At 68.6% G+C, this 24352-nt stretch carries 25 protein-coding genes; 3 read left to right on the top strand and 22 right to left on the bottom strand.

Annotation, left to right across the window (positions count from 1 at the left end; translation table 11 throughout):
- Positions 1–11 precede the first annotated feature (11 nt).
- The 12 genes from PV646_RS28500 to PV646_RS28445 form a co-directional block, all read right to left on the bottom strand.
- Positions 12–329 carry an anti-sigma-D factor RsdA gene (locus PV646_RS28500; RefSeq protein WP_500345356.1) on the bottom strand — a complete coding sequence of 106 codons (318 nt, stop codon included), beginning with the start codon at positions 327–329 and terminating at the stop codon, positions 12–14.
- A gap of 38 nt (positions 330–367) precedes the next feature.
- Positions 368–682, bottom strand: a complete 315-nt coding sequence (locus PV646_RS28495; protein ID WP_500345355.1) for a hypothetical protein — start codon at positions 680–682, stop codon at positions 368–370.
- Entirely contained in the window at positions 682–1014 is a 333-nt protein-coding gene (locus PV646_RS28490; protein ID WP_500345354.1) for a hypothetical protein, read from the bottom strand. Before PV646_RS28490 ends, PV646_RS28495 begins: the two co-directional genes overlap by 1 nt.
- Before the next feature lie 88 nt (positions 1015–1102).
- Entirely contained in the window at positions 1103–1414 is a 312-nt protein-coding gene (locus PV646_RS28485; protein ID WP_500345353.1) for a WhiB family transcriptional regulator, read from the bottom strand.
- Between the two features lie 13 nt (positions 1415–1427).
- Complete coding sequence (locus PV646_RS28480) at positions 1428–2009, bottom strand: hypothetical protein (RefSeq protein ID WP_500345352.1); 582 nt, start codon at positions 2007–2009, stop codon at positions 1428–1430.
- Positions 2010–2138: 129 nt separating this feature from the next.
- A complete protein-coding gene (locus tag PV646_RS28475; protein ID WP_500345351.1) occupies positions 2139–2984 on the bottom strand; it encodes a helix-turn-helix domain-containing protein in 846 nt (281 codons plus the stop codon).
- Positions 2985–3024: 40 nt separating this feature from the next.
- Positions 3025–3525, bottom strand: coding sequence for an HNH endonuclease (locus PV646_RS28470; protein ID WP_500345350.1), 501 nt, complete (start codon positions 3523–3525; stop codon positions 3025–3027).
- Entirely contained in the window at positions 3522–4001 is a 480-nt protein-coding gene (locus PV646_RS28465) for a hypothetical protein (protein ID WP_500345349.1), read from the bottom strand. The genes PV646_RS28470 and PV646_RS28465 overlap by 4 nt, the downstream gene beginning before the upstream one ends.
- Before the next feature lie 13 nt (positions 4002–4014).
- Positions 4015–5196 (bottom strand): hypothetical protein, encoded by a 1182-nt coding sequence (locus tag PV646_RS28460; RefSeq protein WP_500345348.1) that lies wholly within the window; start codon positions 5194–5196, stop codon positions 4015–4017.
- A complete protein-coding gene (locus PV646_RS28455; protein WP_500345347.1) occupies positions 5196–5816 on the bottom strand; it encodes a hypothetical protein in 621 nt (206 codons plus the stop codon). The genes PV646_RS28460 and PV646_RS28455 overlap by 1 nt, the downstream gene beginning before the upstream one ends.
- A 112-nt stretch (positions 5817–5928) precedes the next feature.
- Positions 5929–6378, bottom strand: coding sequence for a hypothetical protein (locus PV646_RS28450; protein WP_500345346.1), 450 nt, complete (start codon positions 6376–6378; stop codon positions 5929–5931).
- Entirely contained in the window at positions 6375–6734 is a 360-nt protein-coding gene (locus PV646_RS28445) for a helix-turn-helix domain-containing protein (RefSeq protein ID WP_500345345.1), read from the bottom strand. The genes PV646_RS28450 and PV646_RS28445 overlap by 4 nt, the downstream gene beginning before the upstream one ends.
- Before the next feature lie 113 nt (positions 6735–6847).
- Between PV646_RS28445 and PV646_RS28440 the strand changes: the two genes are divergently transcribed.
- Positions 6848–7372, top strand: a complete 525-nt coding sequence (locus PV646_RS28440) for a helix-turn-helix domain-containing protein (RefSeq protein WP_500345344.1) — start codon at positions 6848–6850, stop codon at positions 7370–7372.
- Between the two features lie 7 nt (positions 7373–7379).
- Here PV646_RS28440 and PV646_RS28435 read toward each other — a convergent pair whose 3' ends face one another.
- Together PV646_RS28435 and PV646_RS28430 are read right to left on the bottom strand one after the other, a co-directional pair.
- Positions 7380–7628 (bottom strand): hypothetical protein, encoded by a 249-nt coding sequence (locus PV646_RS28435; protein ID WP_500345343.1) that lies wholly within the window; start codon positions 7626–7628, stop codon positions 7380–7382.
- A gap of 426 nt (positions 7629–8054) precedes the next feature.
- Positions 8055–8816 carry a Tat pathway signal sequence domain protein gene (locus PV646_RS28430; RefSeq protein WP_500345342.1) on the bottom strand — a complete coding sequence of 254 codons (762 nt, stop codon included), beginning with the start codon at positions 8814–8816 and terminating at the stop codon, positions 8055–8057.
- 138 nt (positions 8817–8954) lie between these two features.
- On the opposite strand from PV646_RS28430, the gene PV646_RS28425 reads away from it, so the two are divergent.
- Positions 8955–9986 carry an FAD-dependent oxidoreductase gene (locus PV646_RS28425; protein WP_500345341.1) on the top strand — a complete coding sequence of 344 codons (1032 nt, stop codon included), beginning with the start codon at positions 8955–8957 and terminating at the stop codon, positions 9984–9986.
- A 136-nt stretch (positions 9987–10122) separates the two neighbouring features.
- Complete coding sequence (locus PV646_RS28420; protein ID WP_500345340.1) at positions 10123–12969, top strand: nSTAND1 domain-containing NTPase; 2847 nt, start codon at positions 10123–10125, stop codon at positions 12967–12969.
- Positions 12970–12976: 7 nt separating this feature from the next.
- Here PV646_RS28420 and PV646_RS28415 read toward each other — a convergent pair whose 3' ends face one another.
- From PV646_RS28415 to PV646_RS28380, 8 genes are all read right to left on the bottom strand, one after another.
- Complete coding sequence (locus PV646_RS28415) at positions 12977–13771, bottom strand: DUF4184 family protein (protein ID WP_500345339.1); 795 nt, start codon at positions 13769–13771, stop codon at positions 12977–12979.
- A gap of 631 nt (positions 13772–14402) precedes the next feature.
- On the bottom strand, positions 14403–15752 hold the full coding sequence (locus PV646_RS28410) for a hypothetical protein (RefSeq protein WP_500345338.1): 1350 nt from the start codon (positions 15750–15752) through the stop codon (positions 14403–14405).
- The gene (locus PV646_RS28405) at positions 15749–16981 is read right to left on the bottom strand and encodes an OmpA family protein (protein WP_500345337.1); all 1233 of its coding nucleotides are present in this window, start codon (positions 16979–16981) and stop codon (positions 15749–15751) included. Before PV646_RS28405 ends, PV646_RS28410 begins: the two co-directional genes overlap by 4 nt.
- A gap of 168 nt (positions 16982–17149) precedes the next feature.
- The gene (locus tag PV646_RS28400) at positions 17150–18223 is read right to left on the bottom strand and encodes a S1 family peptidase (protein WP_500345336.1); all 1074 of its coding nucleotides are present in this window, start codon (positions 18221–18223) and stop codon (positions 17150–17152) included.
- An 8-nt stretch (positions 18224–18231) separates the two neighbouring features.
- Positions 18232–20949, bottom strand: a complete 2718-nt coding sequence (locus PV646_RS28395) for an AbfB domain-containing protein (protein ID WP_500345335.1) — start codon at positions 20947–20949, stop codon at positions 18232–18234.
- Positions 20950–20956: 7 nt separating this feature from the next.
- Positions 20957–21919 carry an ABC transporter permease gene (locus PV646_RS28390; protein ID WP_500345334.1) on the bottom strand — a complete coding sequence of 321 codons (963 nt, stop codon included), beginning with the start codon at positions 21917–21919 and terminating at the stop codon, positions 20957–20959.
- Positions 21916–22881 (bottom strand): ABC transporter permease, encoded by a 966-nt coding sequence (locus tag PV646_RS28385; RefSeq protein ID WP_500345333.1) that lies wholly within the window; start codon positions 22879–22881, stop codon positions 21916–21918. Before PV646_RS28385 ends, PV646_RS28390 begins: the two co-directional genes overlap by 4 nt.
- Complete coding sequence (locus tag PV646_RS28380) at positions 22844–24352, bottom strand: sugar ABC transporter ATP-binding protein (RefSeq protein ID WP_500345332.1); 1509 nt, start codon at positions 24350–24352, stop codon at positions 22844–22846. The genes PV646_RS28385 and PV646_RS28380 overlap by 38 nt, the downstream gene beginning before the upstream one ends.

Below are 24352 nucleotides of genomic sequence, written 5' to 3'. Positions count from 1 at the left end.
GGGCACCGCGGTTACAACTCGATGGCGGTGAGCGCGAGGGCGACGGCCGTGATCACCGCGAGCAGCAGCGCCAGGGCGACGGCCTTGAGGCCGGTGTCGGTGGCCCACCAGGAGCGGGCGGCGTAGGCGATGGCCGCGACCGCGGCGTCGAGGTCGACCAGGTCGCCGGGGTCGACGCTGTCGACCTCGCCGCGCCAGGCCAGCATCAGCGCGCTCAGGTCGTCGAGTTCGCCGGCCGCGTATGGGGTGGCGGAGCCGAGCAGGTCGAGGAGTCGGTCGTCGGCCTGGACGGCGGACAGGTCGTCGACTGCGGGGTCGATGTTCGACATGGGCGGGGCTCCTTGCGGCGTGGTGCGGGGCGGGTTAGTCAGGCGACGACGGTGAAGCGGCGGGCGCGGAGCTCGGCGTTGCGGCGCCGGTTTTCGGCCTGTTTGGCGGCGAGGAACGCGACTCGGTTGTGGTGGCAGGTGCGGTGGCAGGACTGGTCGTGCGCGGGGAGGGTGCGGGTGTGGCCGCACAGCCAGCGGACGGCGGTCACGTACACCTGCAGCGGGCCGAGGTAGTCGCAGATCGGGACCGGGCAGCCGAAGGCGGGGTGCTTGACGACGTGGATGCGTTCGCCGAGCTGGTGCAGCGGGATGCAGCCGACGCCGTACGGGGCGATCTCGGTTCGTGGGGTCATCACGCACCCGGCTTGGCGTGGGTGGTGATGCGGGCGACCGGGACCGGCATCTTCAGTCGCGAGCCGTCCGCGCACAGGAACGCCGCGTACATGCCGATCGCGGCGTCGGGGTTGCGCCAGAAGGCTTCGTGCGTCAGGGCGAGGCTGGCGCTGGTGACGTTGCACAGGAAGCCAGCGAGACGGGAGGGCTTACCGGCCCAGTAGTCCTGGCGGCGCACCGTGCCGTCGGCGTTGATGTAGTGGCTGACGGGCAGCGCGTCGCCGGACTTCGCGTGGTGCAGGGAGACGACCGCGAAGTCGCAGTTGTCGTCCTGCACGGTGGTGGCGGTCATCGGCTGGCTCCTGAAGCTGTTGCGGTGAAACGGAGTTGGGTGGCGCCGCGCTGCCCGGTGGGGAAGCACGGGCAGTGCGGCGCCGTGCTCAGCGGACGCGGGTCTTGCGCTTTTTCGGTTTCGCGTCGGCGTACTTGTGCGTGCGGTAGTGGTCGGGGATGCGGCGTGCCGGGGAACGGCGCTTGAGGGCGCGGCGCTCGTTCTCGCTCATGCCGCCCCAGACGCCGGCGTCCTGGCCGGACTCGATGGCCCACGCGAGGCACTCGGAGACGACCGGGCAGCTGCGGCAGACGGTCTTCGCTTCGGCGATCTGCAGCAGGGCGGGGCCAGTGTTCCCGATCGGGAAAAACAGCTCGGGGTCCTCTTCGCGGCAGATCGCGCGGTGGCGCCAGTCGGACATCGGTGGACTCCTCTCAGACGGGCAGGTCGTCGCGCAGGCGCAACAACTGGGCGTAGGTGACGGCGGTGTCGATGGCGGCCTGCCAGCCGTCGTGCTGGTCGTGGGCGTGCTGGCTGGTGTTGTCGTCGAACGTCTCGGACCAGGCGTCGAGGCGGTCGTGCAGTTCGGTGCTCAGCGGGTCGGTGTGCGTGCGCAACGCCTTGGCGTGCTTGGCGAGTGCTTCGGTGCGCGGGTGCGCGGCGGCGTAGCGCAACAGCTCGCCGTCCAGGTCGGCCTTGATGACCACCAGGTACGGGTCGAGTCGTGCGCACGCGGTGTCGCAGACCTCGCGCCACGGCCAGTACTTCGGACGGCGCTGCATTGACAGGTCGTCCGGGCCGAACGTGACCTGGTAGCCGAGCTCGGCCCACGCCTCGATCAGGGCCGGTCCGAACAGGACGGACGCGGCCTGGTCGAGCTGGGCGCGGTAGTCGTGCACGAAGTCCGCGTCCAGCTCGGCGTAGAACGCGTCCTTGACGGCGTCGAGGACGTTGCGCCAGGCGAAGACCGGGTTGTCGGTGACCACCGTGGTGGTGCGGTGTGCGGTGGTGGTCATCGCGGGCTCCCTTGCTGCTCTGATGGCCGTCACATTACCGTCACATGTCGTCACAAACAAGCATTCCAGGTCACGAAGATGCCGACGAACTCCAGCCACAAGACGTCCTGACGCTCGCTCCAGCAGACCTCAGGACGCCGCTTCAGACCCACTGACCTGCTGAGAGTCCGGAACCACGCGCATCCCTGCACGCCGCTGCCGAGCCTCCAAATCCGCCCGAACTTCCGCGCGTTTCTCAGGATCGAGATGCGCCGTCGCCGCTCGCTGCCCGCGCCAGCTCATCCGGCCCGGCGTGCTGACGGTCTTGCGCCGCGCCAGCTCGTCCAGCGCCGCCTTCGTGCCAATCGACCGCAGCGCTCCCGTGCCGACGAGCTCGAACCGGTCGCTGCTCGCGCGCGCCGCGCTGGGTACCGGGCTTTCCTGCTCGAGTTGCGTCGCCGGTGTCTGGGCGCTGTCAGGTTCCGGTTCCGGATCGGTCCGTCGGCCCGCGTGCGGGTCGGCGGTTCGCCGGGGGTGTGGGGGCGGCGCGCCCCCACAGTGACTTGGTACTGACTTGGTCGTGTCTGATGGGTCTGACGGGTGGGTCAGACCCATCAGACGGGTGTGGATGGTTTCGGCCTCCGACCCGTCAGACCCATCAGACGGGTCCACCAGGTCCGACCCGTAAGACGTATCTGACGGGTCACCCGCTTGCGCATCAGGCAGCCGCGGCACGCGCAGGGTCGCCTTGCCAGGCCGCGCGACGCTGCGGAGCCACCCCGCGGCTTCGAGCTCGCGGATCCACTCGAACACGCGCTGCCGGGACCGCTTGGTCACCGCGCACAGCTCGGGCGCGGAAGGACGGCAGTTGCTGCCGTCCGCGTCCATGTACGTGGCGAGCAGCAGCAGGAACGACTTCAGGTGCCATGCCAGCTCGGACTGGCGGACAGAGCGCTCCCACATGAAGCGTCCGACGCAGCCCTGGGTGGTGATCACTGGTCTCCTCGTTGTGCTTGTGGAGGACGGACGGGGCGGCTTACGCCGCTGCGCCCATGTCGACCTGGAGGGGATGCGGTGGCGCGGGCGTCCACTCGACACCCGGCTGCTCGTACTGGTCGCGGCCGAACCGGCGCGCCGGCCAGTCCTCCGCGCGGATGTTCATCGGCACCAGCCACCCGTCGAGCTCGGCCTGCTTGCGCTGGCTCTCGACTTCGTGGTGGCATCCGCGTGGCGTGGTGGCGCTGCCGCACAGCAACACCACGTTCGCCAAGGTGTGCAGCAACGTCGACCCGCCCATGCCGCGCGGGTCACGGTGGTGCCGAGACCACGGGCCGGAGCCGATCGCGCGCCCGCACCGCTGACAGCGGCCCGCATCCCGCTCGTCGACGCCGTCCTTGATGGACTTCGGGACCACGGTCGACGCGCTGGCCTTTCGCACCTTGACCACCGCGGTGCGTCGCAGCTGCGAGATGCCGCGCCGCATCGGCTTGGTGCGGCGCGGCATGGCGGTCCGCTTCATCGGCTTGCGCGGCTTCACGATCGCGCCTGCTCAACCACGGGCCGCCACACATGCTCCGGAAACTCCAGCACCGGCTCGTCCTTGACCCGATCCTTGATCGGCATGTGGAACCACAGCGAGGTCATCTCGATCGGGATCGGAGCCGCGTCCTGGAACGTAAAGAACCTCGCCGTGCAGCCAGTCAGCTTCGCGAGCAACTGCAACTGTTCCCACGTCGGGTACAGCTCGCCCGCCTCCCACTGGTCCACGTCTGGCTCCCGCGCACCACACGCCAGATCGACCTCCGGCCCGTACAGATCGGCGGCGTTGAGTGCCTGCGTGATTCGCCACGGCACCACCAGCCCGGCAGCCCAGTTGCTGTGCGCCTTGCTGACGTCGCGCTCATGACTTGCTGCGGCACGGTGCTTCTGCGCGAGGATCTCGGTCCGGCGGCGGTCAGCCTCTTGCGTGCTGAGCCGCACGCCGGCCTTGCCCCAACGCGTCTGCTCGGTCATGACGATTCGCCGGTCACGACGCCGCGCCCGCGCTGGCCGCCACCGACAGCGCGGTCCTGGTCTTGGCGACGTACCCAGAAGCGAAGTCGGCCAAGGCGTGCAGCGAGTACGAGTCGCCTTGCTGAACCGACAGCGCAGCCCTCTGCTGGTCGGACAGCAGCCCAGCCACATCGGTGTCGAGCGCGTCCGCGAGATCGGCGCGCATGCGTTGCCACAGCTTGTGTATCTGCTTGGGGTCGTCCAGTCCCAGCCAGGCGTCGGTGAAGTGCGCGACGCGTTCCGCCTGCGGCGGCAAGGGCTCGGCCAGCGGGTGGGTGCTAGGCGGCGCCGCGCGGCCCGGGCCGCTCAGCCTGGGCGAACGTGGGTTCACCGCCTGCAGCTTCCGCACAGGCGGCTGCTCCCCCGGCATCACCTGGTCTGCGTCCCACACGCGCGGCTCCGGCGCGCGTGTCTGCTCATCGCAGCCAGACCACTCCCAGATCAACCGCGCCAGCGTGAAGTGCGGACGCAGTTGCTCGCGCTCGCTGCGGGTCAAGCGGCGGTGCTGCGCGGTGTCGAGCACCACGATCTCCGGCTCGTCACCGCGTGTGAGGCGCACCCACGCGGTGACGTCGAACCCAAGCTGATCGTGCGCGCGGAGCAACCACTCGCCATCCGGCGTGCGGGTCTCTCGGGCGGTCAGCACCACGGGACCGGGCCACGTGCGGATCTTGTCGATCAGCAGCTGGTGCCGTGCTGTCATCAGCGTGCGGATGTCCGGGCCGATGTCCACTTCGGCCTCAGACGAGTACGCGTCGGCGGGGTCGAGGCCTCGGCCGGCCAGCGCAGAGGCCGAACGCCGGCGGCCCTTGGCGTTGGCAGCGTCGTTGAGCACCGAGCGCACACCGCTCATCGACGTTACGACGAGCGCGATAGGCAATTCTGCGGCGTGGGCGGTTTCCCAAGCGGCGCAGAGCTGCCCATACATGTCCCGCCAAGAGCCGTCGTGGTCGATGATCTCGAAGTTCGCACCATCGGCCTGGGCGTAGACGTCGGCGTTGGCCTCGCCGAACTCCAGCCAGTAGCTGGCCGCGATACGCGCGTCGCCGGTGAGCTCGGCCGCCATCCACGCCCCATCCGTGCCGGGCTCTCCGGACAGCAGCACGCGCGGCCACGTTGGTGTCGCCGTCGGCCGGCGGGTCCGCAGCTCGGTCATCACTCGCCACCGACGGGTGCGGTGAAGTTGCCGTCCTGGTCGATGATGCCGCTGGCACGCAGTGCGTCGACGATGTCGGAAGCGTCGTCGGTGATCTTCAACAACACCGTGGAAGGCGGCTTGGTCACCTCGATGCCGGGGGGCGCCTTCTCACCGATCTCGTTGCCCCAGCCCATCGGCCGACCGGCCTGCTGCGACTTCATCTTCAGCTCGTTGAGGACCCACTCCTCGACAACCGCGACCTCCTCGAACATGTAGCCGCAGTGCTCTCGCAGCTGCTCCCACGCGTCCGCCTCAGTGAAGCCTTCCCGCAGCTTCCACTTCTTGCGCAGTTTCGCCGGGTACTGCTCGCGCACCCACTGCTCGGCCTTCGTACGATCGGTGATCGTCGCGACGTAGGAAGTCTTCGACACCGTCGCGTGCCACAGCTTGCGCTCCGCGTTGCGCGGGTCGGCCACTGGCCAGGTGGCACCGGCGCGGGCGTTGTTGACGACCTTTTCCCGCAGCCGCTCCTCTTCCTCCTGGCGGCGCTTGCGCTGCAGCACCACCCAGCCCAGCTGCCAGATCAGCCGGTCCATGTCGTTGAGCTGACCGGCCACATTCGACTGTTCGTCAGACACTGTCACTCCTGTTTTCTGGTGCACGAAATAGGCCGCACGTCGCACGCGACGGGGCTGAGGTGGCGCAAGGGGTTGGGCTAAGCGAGCCCGGAACGGTGTGGCTGAGCCAGCTTTACGCGGACTCGGGATGCTGCATCGGTTCGTCGTTGCCGTCGAGGTATCGGAGGATCTCGGCGCCGCGCACGTGCACGCGCGCGGTCGGGCCGCCCACCGGATTGATGCGGTCCGCCTCGATCAGCCGACGGGCCGCGAAGTACGACAGCGACAGGAAGTCAGCCAACTCGCGCAGCGTGTAGTCGACCTTCGCATCGATCACCTGCTGGTAGTCGATCAACGTGTGCGCGTTGCGCAGCCCAGCTGCGACGGCAGCGGGACCCGTGACGAGGTACCGATGCCCGGTGGTCCGCGCTCGCAAGGCCGCGTTGTGGATGCGGCGGCGCAGTGCGTTCGCGGACTCGCCCGTCACCGTCTCCAACTGCTCGAGCGAGAAGGCCACCTGGACGATGCGGACGAGACGTTCCTCGCGGACGACCGCCAAGCGAGTCCGCTCGGCGGTCGTCATGCCGCTCCAGCGGCGAGCTGCTCGAGCTGGTCGCGCTTGTCCTTGATCTGCTGGACGTGGGCCGTCGCGTGCTGGATCCGCTCGTCGAGCACGGCGACCAGGCCGTCGATCTCCTGGAGCATCTCCTCGGGCGACGTGGCCAAGGACACGTCCACGCGGAGACCTTCGACCGGGACGTTGAGGATCTCGGCGAAGCGCTCGATGATCGCCGCGGACGGGCGGCGGCGGCCGTTGGCGAACGCGCTCACGTAGGGCCTGCTGATACCTGCGCGTTCAGCGAGGCTGGTGTAGTTGAGGCTGGCCTCGCGTACCGCGCGCTGGAGGCTGCGCCAGGGTTGCGGGGGTGCGTTGGTCATGGGCGTCACATTAGCGACACGTGTCGTCACAAACAAGCATTTCGTGACGGCGTGTGGAATCGGGGACCGTTTGGACGTGGCGCCACACGCGCACGTGCAGCAAGATGCCCTACATGACGACTGCCGGGGGACGCGACCCTGCCGAGTGGCCGCTGGGCAAAATGCTGAAGAGCCAGCGCAAGCAACTCGGGCTCACGCTAGACGAGGTGGCCAAGCGCGCAAGTGTCGGCCGCGCGACCGTGTCGTACTACGAGTCCGGATACCGCGCCGACATCAAGGCCGATGTGAACCCGTCGGTCAAGATCCTGCGCCCGCTCGCCGAAGCGCTCGAGCTCAAGCTCGACGACGTCCTGGTCGCCGCCGGCCTTTCGCCCGCCCCGCAGAAGTCCGACGAAGAGGTCGCGGCCGAGGTCGCCGCCCGCTCGGCGAACCTGGCGGACAACATCGCGCTGCTGTCGCCACGGTTCCGCGCCGCCGTCGAGACGCTCGTCTTCGAGTACCTGGCTCTCCAGTCCGCTACCGCAGGCACGGCGGCGACGCAGCTCGGCCCGATCGAGTACCGGACGGCCGAGACGGCGTACGGCCCGGAGGTCACGCCGGACGCGCCCACGGTTGCGAACGGCAAGCGCAGGAAGTAGCGAGCTGCTAGGAGCGGCGCTCGTCCTGGGAGTCACTGAGGGCGTCGCCGAGGATGCCTCGTTCGGTGCTGCCGTCGACGGGCCCGCACGGGTAGACGCGCACCACGACGCTCCCGCCGTCTGGCAGGCCGACCAGGCACACGCCGACGTAGCTCAGGAGCACGGATCCGGACGGGCACTTGCTGAGGTCGCCGATCAGGTTCGTGGCAGCCTCGCGGGCGACTTGTTGGCTGCGAGGGTTATCCAGCTCGGTCACACGGTCCCCCAGATGTGTTGTGTGGCGGTCGCGCTCGCAGGGGTTGTGGCGCGAGACCTCACCTAAGCACCGTCGCGACGGGGGCTGCACCTCTGGGTGATCAGTCCAATCGAGACTTCACCCATATGTGCGAACACAAGCAATTACTGTCCGAAGTGTCGTCGGATTGTTGCTGACCGAGACGTAACTGATTGCGTCGTCAAGCGTTATAGGGCGGCCAGTCTCAGCGCTTGGCCAGACACGTGCGCGCCCCAGGAGGATCTTCCTGGACACCTGCGATCGGCCGCCGCCCCACGCTTTACCCATCGCAATCCCTCGCAACTCGCCACACCAGACGTTGCGCAGGCTCAAGAAAACCGGTCCGGACTACAGGGGAAGACCGAGCTAGCGCAACTCCCACGATGGTGTCGGTGCGCCCGCAAAACTTCACTGTCTGTTGCGCAGCAACAGATAGGTGTCCTGCAGTTGCGCGGAGTCGCCGAGGCCGCGGTAGATGCCCCACTTCGGATGCGCCTGGTCACCGCCCAGCCACGTGTCGAAACCGGAGCGGGACGCGTTGACGACCGTCGTGCCGCCGTCCTTGAGCGAGTAGCGCAGGCTGCCGGAGTCGGCGACCTTGATCTCGATCTCGACGTCGATCCACTTGTCGCGCAGCGGCGCCAGCGGCGTGCTGCCGAGTTTCGCCTGGCCCGCGCCGAACAGTCTCATCTCGACGGTCTCGAGCGAACCCGAGCGGAACAACGACATCGTGACCACGGGTGAGTCCACGCCGGTGTGCTTGACCTGGAAGACGTGCGAGAAGCTGGTGGTGCCCTTCAACGACGCGGGGATGTACATCTGGTAGTTGAAACGCCAGGTCTCCCCCTTCTTCATGTCGTGCCGGGTGCTGCCGGTCCGGATGGCGCGCACCTCGTTGCGCTGCCGGTCGGAACCGTCCCGATCGGACTTGTGCATCACGAACCGGTACTGGTTGCTCTCGGCGAAGATGTGCGTGGCCGAGGGGTGCGAGTTCGAGCGGTCGTCCTCGATGCCGGCGAACGCGCCGAGGCCCGCCGAACCGGGGTTCGGGGCCCACTTCTGCACGAACGCCATCGCACCCACGTCAGCTGATGCCACACCCGCGGCCAGTGGCGTGGCCGCGACGGCGAGTGCTCCTCGCAACGCGGTGCGGCGGTTGAACAACTCCATCGGTGTTCCTCCTCGAACCAGGGATTCGAGGCAGCGGTAGGCACACCTTGCCACAGTTGTGGAGGAACGGTGCAGATCCGGTGAAGGTGTTGCCGCGAACGAAAATCCGGAGGGCGATCAGACCTAGCGTGCACTTCCATGGACACCGTGGACGTGCTGGTCGTCGGCGCCGGGCTGGCCGGCCTCAACACCGCCCGGCTGCTGGCCGGGGCAGGCCTCGACGTGGCCGTCTGCGAGCGCAGGACCAGCCTCGAGACCGGCATCCGCACGACGGGGATCTTCGTCCGCCGCACCCTCGAGGACTACGACCTGCCGCACCTCGGCCCCGCGGTCCGGCGCGTGCTGCTCTACCCGCCGTCGCACAGGAACCCGGTGGAGCTCGTGAGCGATCACGACGAGTTCCGCGTCGGCGACATGGAGGGCATCTACGCCGCCGCGGTCGACCAGGCCGAACGGGCGGGCGCGCAGGTGAACCTGAACTCCAGCTACCCCGCGAGGTCCACGAAGGCCCGCTTCACCATCGGCGCGGACGGCGCCCGGTCCACGGTCGCGAGGAGCCTCGGTCTCGACGTCAACCGGCAGCTGATCACCGGCATCGAGGAGGTCTACCCGGTCAGGACGGGCTCCGCGCCGACGTTCCACTGCGTCGTCGACCCGAGGCTCGCACCCGGTTACATCGCCTGGGTCATCGACGACGGCGAACACGCGCACGTCGGTCTGGCGGGCCGCGCCGACCGGTTCACCGCGCCGCTCCCCCAGCTGCTGCAACGCTTCCGCGACAGCTTCCCCGCACCGGAGCCGACCGGTCCGGTGAAGCGCCGGGGCGGGCCGATCCCGGTCGGCGGACTGCTGCGCCGGATCGTGTCACCACAGGGGTTGCTGGTCGGGGACGCGGCGGGCGCGGTCTCACCGCTCACGGCCGGCGGGCTCGACCCGTGCATGCGGATGTCCGAACTCGCGGCATCGGTGACGTTCGACTACCTGCGCAGTGGCAACAGGCACGTGCTGGAGCACTACGACGGCGCGGCGATGCGGCGGCGCTACCTGGTGCGGTCCCAGCTGCGGCGCGGCCTGTCCCTCGTCCGGAGCCCGAACGTCGCCGAGGTGGCGTTCTCGCTCCTCCGCACAGCGCCGGGAAGGGCCGCGGCGAAACGGATCCTCTTCCACTGACCTCGGCGTCGGAGGTCACGGCCTGAGCTGGGCCGGGCGTGCTGTGCTTTAGTGACCCTGGATGTGACAGGTCGGCCGGGCATTCAGCCGTGGCGCGCAGTTGTCCGGGGAAAGGCTCTACAAGGGATGATCGATCGTGCCGCGGGGTGAACGCGAACTGGTCCGTGACGGCTCACCGCTCGTGGAGTTCGCCGCGGACCTCCGGCTGCTGCGCACGAAAGCAGGCACTCCGTCGTACCGGGACATGGGCAGCACCGCCCACTACTCGGCGACCACGCTGTCGGAAGCGGCGAACGGGCGGAAACTGCCCAGCCTGGCGGTGACGCTGGCGTTCGTGCGGGCCTGTGACGGCGACGACGTCGAATGGGAACAGCGCTGGCACTCGATCGCGGCCTCGCTCAACGAGAACTCCGCGATGAGGTCCACCGACGAGGAGATCAGCGGTGCGCCGTACGTGGGGTTGCGGGCGTTCGGCCCGGACGACACCCACCTGTTCTTTGGGCGCGAGCGGCTCGTCGCCGAGATCGTCGGCAAACGACAACGGATGGTGCTGTTGTTCGGCGCGTCCGGCTCGGGCAAGTCGTCGGTGCTGCGCGCGGGTGTGGTGCCCGCCCTCGCCGCCGCCGGGACGAGCACGCTGTTGCTGTTCACCCCCGGGACGCACCCGATCGAACGGTGCTCGGTCCTGCTCGCGTCCAAGCTCGGCCTGACCGCCGGGGCGGTGATGGACGAGTGGCGTGACGACCGAGCCCTCCACCGACTCGTGTCCCAGGCGTCGGGAGACGAGGAAACGGTCATCATCGTCGACCAGTTCGAGGAGCTCTTCACGCTCTGCGACGACGAGGAAGAACGCGCCAGGTTCATCGACGCGCTCGCCACCGCCGCGAACACCCGGGGCAGCAGGTGCCGCGTCCTGCTCGGCATGCGATCGGACTTCTTCGCGCACTGCTCGGCGCACCCGGCGCTGCTCGACGCCATGCGGAACGGGCAGGTCGTCGCCGGGCCCATGCGGGCCGAGGAGCTGCGCCGGGCCATCGTGGCGCCGGCGAGCAAGATGAACTGCACGGTGGACAGCGCTCTGGTCGCGGACCTGCTCACCCAGGCACACGGCAGGCCGGGGGTTCTTCCGCTCTTGTCGCACGTGTTGCTGGAGGTGTGGACCCGCCGCAACGGAAACAGGCTGTCGCTCGCCGGGTTCCAGCAGGCAGGCGGGCTCGACGGCGCGTTGAGCCGCACCGCGGAGAACGTGTTCTCCGGACTGGACGAGGCGCAGCAGCAGCTGGCCAGGACGTTGTTCGGCAGACTGGTCGCGCTCGGCGAGGGCACCGAGGACACCAAACAACGGCTGGACGTCTCCAAGCTCGGCGACGATCCCGACCTCACGGCCGTGCTCGAAGCGTTCACGACGGCGCGACTGCTCTTCAGGGACAACGACGGGGTCGAGATCGCGCACGAGGCGCTGATCCGCGCCTGGCCACGGCTGCACGGCTGGCTGCACGACGACCGCGAGAGCATCCGCCTGCACCGGCAGCTCACCGACGCCGCGGACGCCTGGGAGTCGGTGGGAGAGGACGGCGGCGCGTTGCTGCGGGGCGCGCGCCTCGCGCTCACGCTCGACTGGGCGGCGCGGCAAGGCGCCGTGCTGGGGCCGCGCGAGCACCGGTTCCTGGAATCCAGCCGGTCCGCCGAGGTCGTCGGCAGTCGCCGGCTCCGCAGGCTCGTCGCGCTGCTCAGCGTGGTGTCCCTGGTCGCCGTCACCGCCACGGTCGTCGCCGTGATCAACCAGCGAACGGCCACCGGACAACGCAACGCCATCCGGGCCCAGATCGTCGCGGAGGACGCCGCCGGGGTGCATCGGAGCAACCCTCAGCTGGCCGTTCAGCTCGCACTGGCCGCCCACCGCCTGGCCCCCTCCTCCCGCACCCGCGACGGGCTGCTCAGCACCCTGCCGCTGGCGGTGGTCCAGCAGAGCAACGTGGTCATGTCGGTGGCGGTGAGCCCGGACGGCCGGACCTTGGCGACGGGCAGCGACGACCACACCGTGCGCCTGTGGAACATCACCGATCCGCGAAAGCCGGTGGAGGTCGCCACGCTGGCCGGCCACACCGAATCGGTCTACTCGGTGGCGTTCAGCCCCGACGGACGCACCCTGGCGTCGGGGGGCTTCGACCACGTCGTGCGGTTGTGGGACCTCACCGACCCCCGGAACCCGGCGCAGCTCAGCCCGCTGACCGGCCACACGGTCAACATCCACACGGTGCAGTTCAGCCCGGACAGCCGCACCCTGGTTTCGGCCGGCTGGGATCGCACGGTGCGGTTGTGGGACGTCGCCGACCCACGCCGAGCCACCGAAACCGCCGTGATCGACGGCTTCGCCGACGTGATCTACGACGCCCTGTTCAGCCCCGACGGCCGAACACTGGCCGTGGTGGGCGACGAACCGGGAATCTGGTTGTACGACGTCACCGACACTCGGCGGCCCGCGCGGCTCGCCACCGTCCCCGGCCACGACAACGGGGTGTACGAGGCGGCGTTCAGCCGGAACGGCCAGGTCCTGGCGACGGTCGGCGAAGACCACACCGCACGGCTGTGGGACGTCTCGGATCCGCGCCGGCTGACTCCGCTGGCGGTCCTCGAAGGCCACGACGACAGCGTCTACGCGGTGGCGTTCAGCCCGGACGGGCGCACCCTCGCCACCGCGGGTGACGACCGCACCACGCGCCTGTGGGACGTGACCGACCCCCGCCGCGCGACGGAGCCGATCACCGTCTCCGTGAGCCTGGACGAGGTGGAGGCGGTGGTCTTCGGCTCCGACGGTCGCACGGTGATCACCGGCGGCTGGGACGCCCAGTTCCGGCTGCTCGACACCGACCTCGATCGGACCATCGCACACGCCTGCGACACCGTCCGGACCGTGATCACCGAAGCCGAGTGGGACCGCTACTTCCCCGGCCTGGGCTACCGGCCGCCGTGCCCGGGATGACGTCTGCTCACCCGAGGCGGGCGCTCGCCCGGACGCCTCGGCGCACCCACCACCCGGCGACGTACAGCACGACCGCGGCGACGAAGGCGGCGCCCGCAGCCTTGGCCGCGGCGTAGACCACGTGCCGCACCACCTCGGCGGTGGTGAGGTCGCCGAGGTCGTCCGTCAGCACACCGACCGCGCCGAGGGCCGCGCCGAGGAGCACCGCGACCGCCAGACCTACGGTGAGAAGGCGCCGGTGCCGCCGGATCGCCGGGTCCTGGGTCGCCCACCTCGATCGCCTCCGCCACAGGTACCAGCCGATCGCGGCCAGACCACCCGCCGTGCTGACGTACTGCAGCAGCTCACCCCAGGTGAGGCCGCCGGCCGCCGTGGACTCCGTGAAGGACAGGTGGCTGATCGCATCACCCCCCGCGTGAGTGAAGGAGTCCCACAGCAGGTGGGTGGCGATGCCGATCAGCAACGACGCCAGCACCCACCACGCGCGGACTGCCAACGCGCCCAGTCGAGGGGAAGCCGGGCCGTCGGGCAGCAAGACGCCGAACGGGCGGCGCGCGGCGAAGACCAGGCCGCACAGGGCCAGGCCGTAGACCAGGTCGACGGTCACCGCACCGGCGGGCGAGTGCGTCGTCGTGGCGTTCAGGAACGGCTCGTACCAGGACTGCGCGCTGAGCGGGATGCCGACAGCGGCGACGAAGTACGCCATGTCCGAGGCGACAGAGCCCGCCACGAGCGCGACCGCGTTGAACGGACGCCGGACGAGCGGGAGCACCGCCGCGGGATGCGACAACGTGAACGGCATGCGGGCCACCCTCCGGATTCCCTGCGCAGTCGATCACACACGAGACTACTGGCGGTCCACAAAGGACTGACAGACGGGAGCCGCTGAGCCTCCGCGCCGCGACCGTTCTCCGCGCGACAAAAACTGCTTCGAGTGATCCGACTCCCGGCTCACGCCGCAGCACAGGGGGTCCCGCGCTGCGTGCATGACTTCCTCACCATCGCCGACACGGAGTGACGCGGGACATCACAGCCGCAGCAGCCGTTGCCGGGTGGTCCGACGTGACGCGCGGGCCTTAAAGGACCAGTCGGCGCCGTGGGCGTCCAGGTGCGGCAAGCGATGCGCCTGATCGCGGACCGCAAGCAGTTCGTCGACGTCGTGCCGCAGGTGTGAGCGCGCCTCTCATCGTCAGGTGAGCCGCCGGGACGCGGAGGCACCCGCGTCCCGGCGGAAACCCGGATCAGGCGGTCAGGAGGGCTAACCCTTACGTGCGAATGACCTCGTTGACGGGCTGAAACCAGGTACGACCATGCACAAGGAGCAGGGAGGACATCCACACGCTCCAGGGCGCGGAGATGACGCGGACGCACGGATCAAAATGCGTGTGTGCGTCCTGGCAGAAATCAGCTGACCATGCGTCAGCGACGAAAACCTAGGACTGCTCTTCAGGCGAACCGAAGCCCTTCAGCGCCTCAGCGATCGAGTCGGTCGTGGCAGAGAGCAGATCGGTGACATAAAGAAGAGACCCCTCAGCAGGACGCACGCTGTCGCTGGTCGCCAGCGGACCTGCCTGACCGTGGGCACTGCGAGCAAGATCGATAATCTGTCGCGAATCGTCGGTCAGGTCCATCGCTGCTCGCACGCCACTGCGTTGAACGCGCTCAGCTTCTTGACGGAGCCCTTCGGCCTCGGCCTCGGCGTCCTCCGCGGCCTTGTCGCAGGCTGCGGCATCCTTCTCCGCCTCGCCGATCGCCTCGGTCAGTTCCTTGATGGCCTGCACCTCAAGCGATCCGTACTTCAGATGCATGTAGACGATCGCCCAGGGCGCCAGAAACACCACGAGACCGAGGGTGAGACCGATCGTCCAGCCGAGCACGGTCGTGGGCTTGTCCGGCGAGGGCTGGATGACACGGATCGCGATCGAGGAGGCCACCAAGAAGCTCACCGCGGACATGCTGATCAGTTTGACCTTCAGAACGAGCAGCGGCTGAGGGAACTCGCAACCCCGTCCAGCGCCGTCGGAAGGCTCCTCGTCCTCGTCCGACACGTCGGTTTGACCGCCGGTGACCGCACGCAACTGCCAGGCGTCCTTGCCAGCCGAGTGCGACAGCACGAAGAGCACGAGTGAGGCGATCACAGCGAAGCCCGCCGCCGCGATAGTCTCCGCCGGCTTAGCGGCCGCCTGCGCGATCGAGGTGATGTTGAAGATCTTGAGGATCACTGTGAACAGGGCGACGACATCGACCACCAGGGGGATTATCGCGAGCTTGGCCCAGCTCGCGGAGAACCTGTCGAGGTGACGGGTCTGACCCTGCCTCGTGTCCTCCTCGATGCGGTGGCGGCACCTGTTCACGATCGTCTTTGCTTGGGACACGGACATGGATCCGACGGCGAAGATCGATCCCCCGGACTTCACGACAATCGGCTGCTCCCGGACACGCGCCGCCGCCCTCCGATCCCGCCCGGCCTGCCGCTGCAGGACGTGAAAGCGCCCGGCCAGCTGGTCGATCTTTTCGACGGTCGCGTCGACCTTTGCACGCAGTTCGCGCTGAGTTCGCCGTAGCACCGCGGCCTCGGCGTACGTCAGCGCGTCCGGCTCGAGTTTGGGCTTGTCCTTCCAGTGGAATGCCTCCCGGATGAGCAGCGAGATCCACCGCGCGCGGTTCGGGTAGCGCAGCCAGTACCAGAGCGGCAGCCGTGGTCTCCTGCCCGGCCGCAGGATCAGCGGCAACGGCGCCTCGGGCATCTGGAAGTCAGGCGAGCGATCAGCTTGCAAAGTCACGAGCGCCTCCTGTGGACGACGGTGAGGACTACCGTCCGGTTCCGCTCCGCCGCAGCGGGAATCAGGTTGCCCTCGCCATCGAGGTCGGTGACGATCAGATCGTTGAAACCAACGCCGTCCACCTGCCGGAAGAGCGAACGCTCGACCCCCGCATGCACCAGGTAGTCGACGACCTTCACCGCGCGTTGTTTCGAGGTCGTGACAGCTCCTTCAGGTTTGCCCCAGGTCGCCGTGTGTCCTACCGCAGTGGCCGACTCAGGTTCCGTGTCGCCGTTCGGTAGGAAGTGGCCGGTGATCTTGTCGAGAGTCGCGGATGCACCCGGAAGGAACTCCGACGAATTGGGATAGAAGAGCGATCCGTTCGGAATTTCGATTCTCGTGGACGCTCCGGAGACCACGATCGACGGCTCACCCTGAACCGGGATCGTGGGCACTGCGATGGTAGCGGCCGGCGCTCCACCCGTGGTGTTCAGGAAATTAGAATCGCATTCGCCTCCCGCTTTCCGGCACACCTTCAGCCAGAGCTCACGCACGCTCTTCTGCATCCGTTCCGTCAACTGAGCCTGCGGGCCCTTCACCTGCCCGAGTCCGATGAACACGACCTTCTTCTCGGAGAGCTTGGGAATGTCCTTCTCGTCGAGCCTCGCCAACGTGGCTTCGACATCGATCTCCGAGCCCATATTCCTCAGGTCGAGCGGCCCCTTCGTCTGCAGCCCACTACTGATCACCAGCAGCGTCGCCGGCCCTGGCCGCAGGGCGAGCGTCCCCAGCAGACCTAGAAGGTCGAGGTCCGGCTCCGAGCTGGCCGCAGCCGCCAGCTTCTTGTTGACCTCCGCGATGTTCTTCTCGAACCCCTTGCGAAGAGCGCCCTCGTTCGCCTCGATCTCCCCGGATCCACTGTCGAAGTAGACAGAAATGTCCTTGTCGGGCAATAACGGCTCGTTGACCGCAGAGCCCACGTACGCGCTCAGAAGGACGACATCGGTTTTGACGGACTTCTCAATGAGGTCACTCGGGGCCCCCGAAAGACTGACTGCGGGTTCGTTCGCAGTGGCGGTGGCTCCAACGACGAAGGTGGTTTTCTTCGTTTCCGTCGGCATACCGCACCCACCGAGAAGGATGCAAGTCACCGCGATCGCAGCCAGCCGCCGTCCCAGTCGCGATGTGACCATCTCGCGCCAGCTCCTGTCGTTTTCGTGGAATCGTTCCGCCTCAAGTGCACGGTCCATCGGCAGCGAGCAGGGGTTCGTTACTCGCGAAATCTCAGCAGAGATTCGCGCTGGTGAGGAAGCCATTCATGTTATCAATATCATGACAAAAAGCGGCCAACGCCGGAAAAACCACCGGGACGCAAGCGCGGCACAGTGCGCGTTCACGTCCCGGTGGACATCGGCCGATCAGGCGGTCAGCAACGTGAGCCCGTACGTGCGCAGGATCTCGTTGACGGGCTGGAACCAGGTGCGGCCACCGCCGGAGCAGTTGCCGTAACCGCCGGACGTCACGCCCTGCGCCTGGTCACCGGTGATGAACGAACCGCCGGAGTCGCCGCCCTCGGCGCACACCGACGTGCCGACCATCTCGTAGACCGCGCCCTGCTGGTAGTTCACGGTCTCGTTGCGGCCCTGGATCACGCCGCAGTGCCAGTGCGTGGTCGAGCCCGAACGGCACACCGAGGTGCCGGGCGGGGCCTCCCACGAACCGCGCACCAGCGCGTCGCTCGTCTGGCCCCAGCCGAGCACGACGGGCACGTTCCACCAGCCGCCACCGGTGCGCACCCAGCCGTAGTCGTTGGTGGGGAAGGAAGAGCCGACGAACTCGCCCTGCCACGACCGGTCCCAGCCGTAGACGTTCCAGGCACCGACGTTGCAGTGGCCGGCGGTGACGTAGCCGCCGTGCACCGAGAAGCCGATCGAGCACCGGACGTTGCCCGTGTAGAGCGGGTCGCCGCCCACGGTGCCGGCCGCGAACGTCTGCGGCTTCTGGACACCGGCCGTGTTCACGACGACGTCCTTCGGCAGAGCCGAGAGGTCGGCTCCGGGAAGGGCGTCGACCACGACGGCGCCGCGCTGGACGTCGACCCGCCACCCGGCGACGTCCTTCGACACCGACCCGGCCTTCGACAGTCTGTCGATGCCGTTCTTCACCGCGTTCAGGGACGCGAGTGACTTCGTTCGCAGCACGGGCTGAGCGCCCGCAGCTTCAACGGCCTCCACACGAGCGGGATCGGTGACGGCCACCTGGAGCTTGCCGTCGGCGTACCAGCTTCCACCGTACGCCTGACCGGCAGCCTGTTCGGCCGCCGGTGCGATCTTCAGGGCGACCTTCTCGGCGCGGATGCGGGTCAGCGCCTGGGCCTGGGTGATCCCGAGGTCACGGCTCATCGCGTCGACGACGTCCGCCGACGCCGTCACAGCGGGGATGGTGATCGTGCTCAACACGATCGCGGACACGGAAACGATTCGTAGCAGCATGTTCTCTCCTACGGGGTCCAGGGCGAGCTGACGGCCCAGCTCACGTCCTGGTTGTACGAGGCAGGGTTGTCGTACGTGTGCGCGCCGCCGTTCGAGGCGACCCAGACCTCCTCCTGGTAGTGCCGGATGTTGGTGCCGAGCTCGTTGACCGACTCGAGCCGGACGCCGCCGGTGCCCTGTTGCGCGCAGAACGTCGCGTCCCGCCGGAACAGGTCGGTGTTGTCGTTGGTGCCGAGGCGGACGCGGAAGTCCGCGTGCCGCAGGAACTGGCCGGAGATGTTGCGGGACTCGAACGAGTAGCAGGTCGGGTCGGCGAGTCCGCGCCGCACGACGAACGTCGCGTCGGCCTTCGTCAGGCCGTCGCTCGTGCCCGTCACGACGTCCGTGCGCGCCAACGAGTCCCGGTGCCGCAGGTAGCGGTCCGTGAAGCCGGGTGAGGTCACGCGGAACGAGCGCGCCTGGTCCAGCGGCAGGTCCGCACCGCTGCGCCACAGTCCGGTGCCGACGGCCCACGTGGTGTCCGCGGCGAAGGAACTCGCGTTGTCCCAAGGGTTCGAGCCGCCCGAGCGCGCCAGGTAGACGCCCTCGTTGTAGTGCCGCACGAACGACCCGCGCACGTTGAACGACTCCAGCGCGGTGCCGCCGGAGCCTTCCCTCGCGCAGAACGTGGCATCGGCGGCGATCGTGCCGTTGTTCACGTCCGTGCGGATGCGTCCGTTGCTGTGCCTGAGGAACTGGCCGGGGAAGTTCCGCGACTCGAACGAGAGGCAGGCCGCGTCGGCGAGACCGGGACGCGCGTGGAACGTGGCGTCCAGCCTGCCCAGGTCCGTGCTGATCACGTCGGTGCGGGCCAGCGAGTCCTGGTGGCGCAGGTACCGGTTGGTGTAGCCGGAAGTGGTGACGCGCAAAGACACCACGTCGTCCGGCGAGACGGCTGTGCCACGGGCGACCGCGAGCACCCCGAGGTTGACTGCGCGCACCCGCGACTCGGTCATCTTCAGGATGCGCCGGTCGTAGGTGTAGAAGCCGTTGACCTCGTTCTCCACGTCGTACGGCTCGGTGTAGACCAGCGCGGACAGCCCGCGGGTGTGGACGAGCCGCTGGACCTGTTTGATGACCTCCTCGTACCGCTTGGTCAGCGACGCCTCGTCCGGGTACAGGGCGCCGTAGGCGAATCCGGCGCCCGGCTGGTACTCGTGCCCCACGACCCGGCGGCCGAGACCGCCGAACTCGCCGAGCATCGCGACCCTGTTCGCGTCGGGCAGCCGGGTGTTGGCCGAGATCTGGTAGTGGTGGTCGTCGATGACGTCACCGTTGCCCGGGTCGGGGTCCGAGACGCAGCAGTTGGACCCCGAGTTGTGGTTGATCAGGCGGGTGTTGTCGATCGAGCGGACCAGGTTCACGATGCGGCCGGCGTCGTACTCACCCCAGCCCTCGTTGAACGGCACCCACTGCACGATCGACGTGATGCCCTTGAGCTGGTCGATCATCCGGCGCAGCTCGGACTCGAAGTTCGCGTGCGAGTTCGGCGCCTCGTCGATCGAGTCGACGGACGGCATGTCCTGCCAGACCATCAGCCCGAGCCGGTCCGCGTGGTAGAACCAGCGTGCCGGTTCGACCTTGATGTGCTTGCGGACCATGTTGAACCCCAGCGCCTTCTGGCGTTCGAGGTCGAACCGCAGCGCCTCGTCGGTCGGCGCGGTGTAGATGCCGTCCGGCCAGTAGCCCTGGTCCAGGGTGCCGCTCTGGAAGACGAACTTCCCGTTCAGCAACGGCCGCATGACGCCGCCGACCATCGCCTTGCCGAGCGAGCGCATGCCGAAGTAGCCCGTGACGACGTCCCCGCTCGCCAGCGTCACGCGCAGGTCGTAGAGGAACGGGTCGTCCGGCGACCACAGCCGGGCGTTCGGCACCGGCACCCGCAGCGAGCCACCGGTCGTGCCGGTCTGCCGGCCGACGACCTGCCCGCCGCTGAGCACCTCGGCCGTGACCGACTGGCCCGCGGTGCCCTGCACGACCAGGTCGAGGGCGCCCGCGCCGACGTTCGGCGTGGTGTCGAGACGCGTGATGTTCGCGGCCCGCACCGGTTCCAGCCACACCGTCTGCCAGATGCCGGACGCCGCGGTGTAGAAGATCCCGCTGGGGTTGCGGCGCTGCTTGCCGATCGGGTAGCGGCTGCCGTCGACCGTCGAGCTGACGCCGACGACGATCTCGTTCGTGCCGGCCGTGAGCGCCGAGGTGATGTCGAACGAGAACGCGTCGAACCCGCCGGTGTGCGTGCCGATCTGCCGGCCGTTGACCCAGACGCGGGTCTCCCAGGTCACCGCGCCGAAGTTCAGCTTGACCTGGCGACCGTTCCAGGTGGACGGAACGGTGAAGGTGCGGCGGTAGAACATGTTGTCCTCGTGCCGTTTGATCCCCGACAGAGCGGACTCGATCGGGTACGGCACGAGCACCCCCTCGGCCAGCGGACGGCCGATGGGCGGGTTGTTCAGGTTCGGTGCGCCGGCGAACTCCCAGACACCGTTGAGGTTCTGCCACTCGGTGCGCACCAGCTGCGGCCGCGGGTACTCGGGCAGGGCGTTCGTCGGGGACACCTGCGAGGTCCACGGCGTCGACAGCGGAGGGGTCTTCGGGACCCACTCCGCCGCCTGCGCCGCGGTCGGTGTCAGAAATGTCGCTGTGATGAGGATTCCGACCAATACGCCCAGGACGCGTCTGGTCATGGCACTCCTATCTTCGCAATATCCTTTGTAGGACAACGACGACGAGCAAGAAGGCGCCGCTGACCACTGACTGGTAGTTGCTGTCGAGCGTGCCGATCTGGTTGATGACGTTCTGGATGACCTTGATCAGGCCGACGCCGATCACGGTGCCGAGGATCGTGCCCATGCCACCGGTCAGCAGGGTTCCGCCGATGACGACGACCGCGATGGCGTCCAGTTCCAGCCCGACGCCGATGACCGTGACGCCCGACTGCAGATAGGCGGCGGTCAGGGCGCCGGCGAGACCCGCCAGCGTGCCGCTCATCGTGTAGACGAGGACCTTGGTCTTCGCGACGGGGACGCCCAGGAGGACCGCCGACTGCTCGGCACCGCCGGTGGCGAACACGTTCTGGCCGAAGCTGGTGCGGTTGAGGACCATGCCGCCCAGCACGGCGAGCACGGCCGCGACGAAGATCGGGTAACCGAAGCCGGACACCGTGCCGCGGCCCAGTTCGGCGAACGCGCTGTCGCTCGCGATCTTGTAGGTGTTCGCGCCCTCGTCGGTGATCGCCAGCAGCAGTCCGCGGGCGAACAGCAGCGACGCCAGCGTGACGATGAACGGTGCCATGTTCGTGCGGGCGATCAGCAAGCCGTTGATCAGGCCGATCACCCCGCAGACGACGAGCGGAAGTGCCAGCGCCGCCAGGAACCCGTACTGCGAACCCCAGGCCGCGAGCACACCGCCGAGGGCGTAGAGCGACCCGACGGACAGGTCGATGCCGCCCGTGATGATCACGAACGTCATGCCGATCGCGATCACCACGAGGAACGAGCCCTGCAGGGCCAGGTCGCGCAGGTTGTCGAGGCTGCCGAAGCGCGGGAAGACCAGCCACGAGACCGCGACCATCAGCACCAGCGCGACGGCGGCGCCCTGGCGTTGCAGGACCTTCGTCCGCGCGGCCGCCTTGGGAACGGAGGAGGTGATGGTCATCGGCGCTCCCGTGCCACGTACACGGCGGCGACGATGATCGCGGCCTGGATCATCTGCGCGATCGAGTCCGGCAGGTTGTGCTTGATCAGGGTGGCCCGGACGAGCTGCATGAGGATCACGCCGAACACCGTGCCCAGGACGCGGACCTTGCCGCCGGTGAGCGGGGTCCCGCCGACCACGACCGCGGTGATCGCGGACAGCTCCATGAGCAGGCCCATGTCGGCCGGGTCGCTGGCGGCGAGCCGGGACGTGGCCAGGACGCCCGCGACCGCCGCGAGCACGCCGCAGATCGCGTAGACGCCGACCAGCACCCGGTTGACCGGGAGTCCGGCCAGGGTGGCGGCCCGGCGGTTGCCGCCGACGGCGACGAGCTGGCGCCCGAACGTGGTGCGGTTCGTCAGCCCGGCGATCACGAGTGCCAGCGCCCCGGCGATCAGCACGCTGATCGGGATGCCGAGCACGTCGCCGGTGCCGAGGGCGAGGAACGCGGGGTCGTGCAGCTGCACGAGCTGGCCTTCCGCGATGACCAGCGCCAGGCCTCGCCCGCCCACCAGCAACGCGAGGGTGGCGACGATCGGCTGGATGCCGACCTTGGCGACCAGGAAGCCGTTGAACACTCCCGCCAGCGCGCCGACGACGAGCGCCATCACGATCGCCATCAGCGGGCCGGCGCCCAGGTAGAGCGGGATGATCGCGGCGGCCAGCGCCATGACCGCGCCGACGCTCAGGTCGACGCCCTCGGTGCCGATCACGAGCGCCATGCCGAGTGCGACGATCAGCACCGGCGCGGCCTGCACGAGCTGGGTCGTGAAGTTGCCCAGCGTCAGGAAGTTCGACGTGAACAGGGCGTTGAACAGCAGCAGCGCGGCAACGGCGACGTAGACACCGTTGTCCTGCAACCACCGCGTCCGGGCGGCCGCGGTGCTAGCCCTGGTGGCTGGCCGCGTGGTCGTCTGCGTCATCCCTCACCTCCGCCGCGATCGCCGCGAGCACGTGTTCACGGGTGAGCTGGTCTCCTTCGAGTTCACCGGCGACCGCTCCGTCGCGCAGCACCACGAGCCGGTCCGCGCCGTCGAGCAGCTCGTCCAGCTCAGAGCTGATCAGCAGCACCGCCAGGCCTTCCCGGGCGAGTTCGTCGATCAACGCCTGCACCTCGGCCTTCGCGCCGACGTCGATGCCGCGCGTCGGTTCGTCGAGGAGCAGGATCTTGGGTTCGGTGCACAACCACCGGGCCAGCAACACCTTCTGCTGGTTGCCGCCGGACAGCTCCGCGACCTTCTGCTCGGGGCTCGACACCTTGATGCGCAGGCGTTGGACGAACGTGTCCACGATCCGGTCCTGCCTGGACCTGCTGGTCACGCCGAACCGGCTGAGCCTCGGCAGCGCGGCCAGCACGATGTTCTCCCGCACGGACAGGTTCGGGATGATCCCGTCGGTCTTGCGGTCCTCGGCGAGCATGCTGATGCCCGCCTTCATCGACGCCTTCACGGTGTGCGGCACCGGTTTTCCCGCCACCAGCACCGTTCCCCTGCTCAGCGGGAGCGCCCCGATGATCGCGCGCGCGGTCTCGGTGCGGCCCGACCCGAGCAGGCCGGCGAGGCCGACGACCTCACCGGGCCGGATCGAGACGTGCACGCCGTTGATGCGCGGTTTGCTCGTCAGGTCGCGGGCTTCGAGCACCGGCTGCGTGTCGGCCTGGTGCCCCTCGCCGAACGCCGTGGTGCCGTGCTTCTCGATCTCCTTGACCGACCTGCCGAGCATCAGCGAGACGAGCTCGATGCGCGGAAGTTCCCCGAGGGGACCACTGTGCACGCTCACGCCGTCCCGGAGCACCGTGACCGTGTCGCAGATCCGGTACAGCTCGTCCATGCGGTGGCTGACGTAGATGATCGCGATGCCCGCCTCGTGGAGCTTCCGCACGACGCCGAGCAGCGTCTCGACCTCGCGCGGTTCGAGCGACGACGTGGGCTCGTCCATGATCACGACGTCCGCGTCCGCCGCGACCGCCCTGGCGAGCGCGACCATCTGCTGCTCGCCGACCGCGAGCGTCCCGAGTGGACTGCTCACGTCCGCGGTGATGCCGTAGCCCCGCAACAACTCCGCGGCGTCGGCGTCTCGGCGAGCGCGGTCGATCAGGCCGAACCGGTTGCGCGGCTCGCGGCCGAGGAACAGGTTCGCGGACACGCTCATCAACGGGACGAGGTTCACCTCCTGGTAGATCGTGGAGATGTGCCCGTTGCGGGTGACGCGACCGGCATCCGGGGTGTGGATGCCGGTCAGCACCTTGATCAGCGTCGACTTGCCGGCACCGTTCTCCCCGACCAGGGCGTGGATCTCGCCGCGCCGGAGCGTGAAGTCCACGTCGTCGAGTGCGCGGACGCCGGCGAACGTCTTGGTGACGCCCGCGACCTCGATGACCGGATCAGCAGGCAT

It is taken from the genome of Streptomyces sp. ID05-26A, assembly GCF_033794685.1.
In the GTDB taxonomy this organism is placed as follows: Bacteria; Actinomycetota; Actinomycetes; order Mycobacteriales; family Pseudonocardiaceae; genus Lentzea.
Note: the sequence above shows the minus strand (reverse complement) of the source record. Positions and strands in the feature narration are given on the sequence as shown.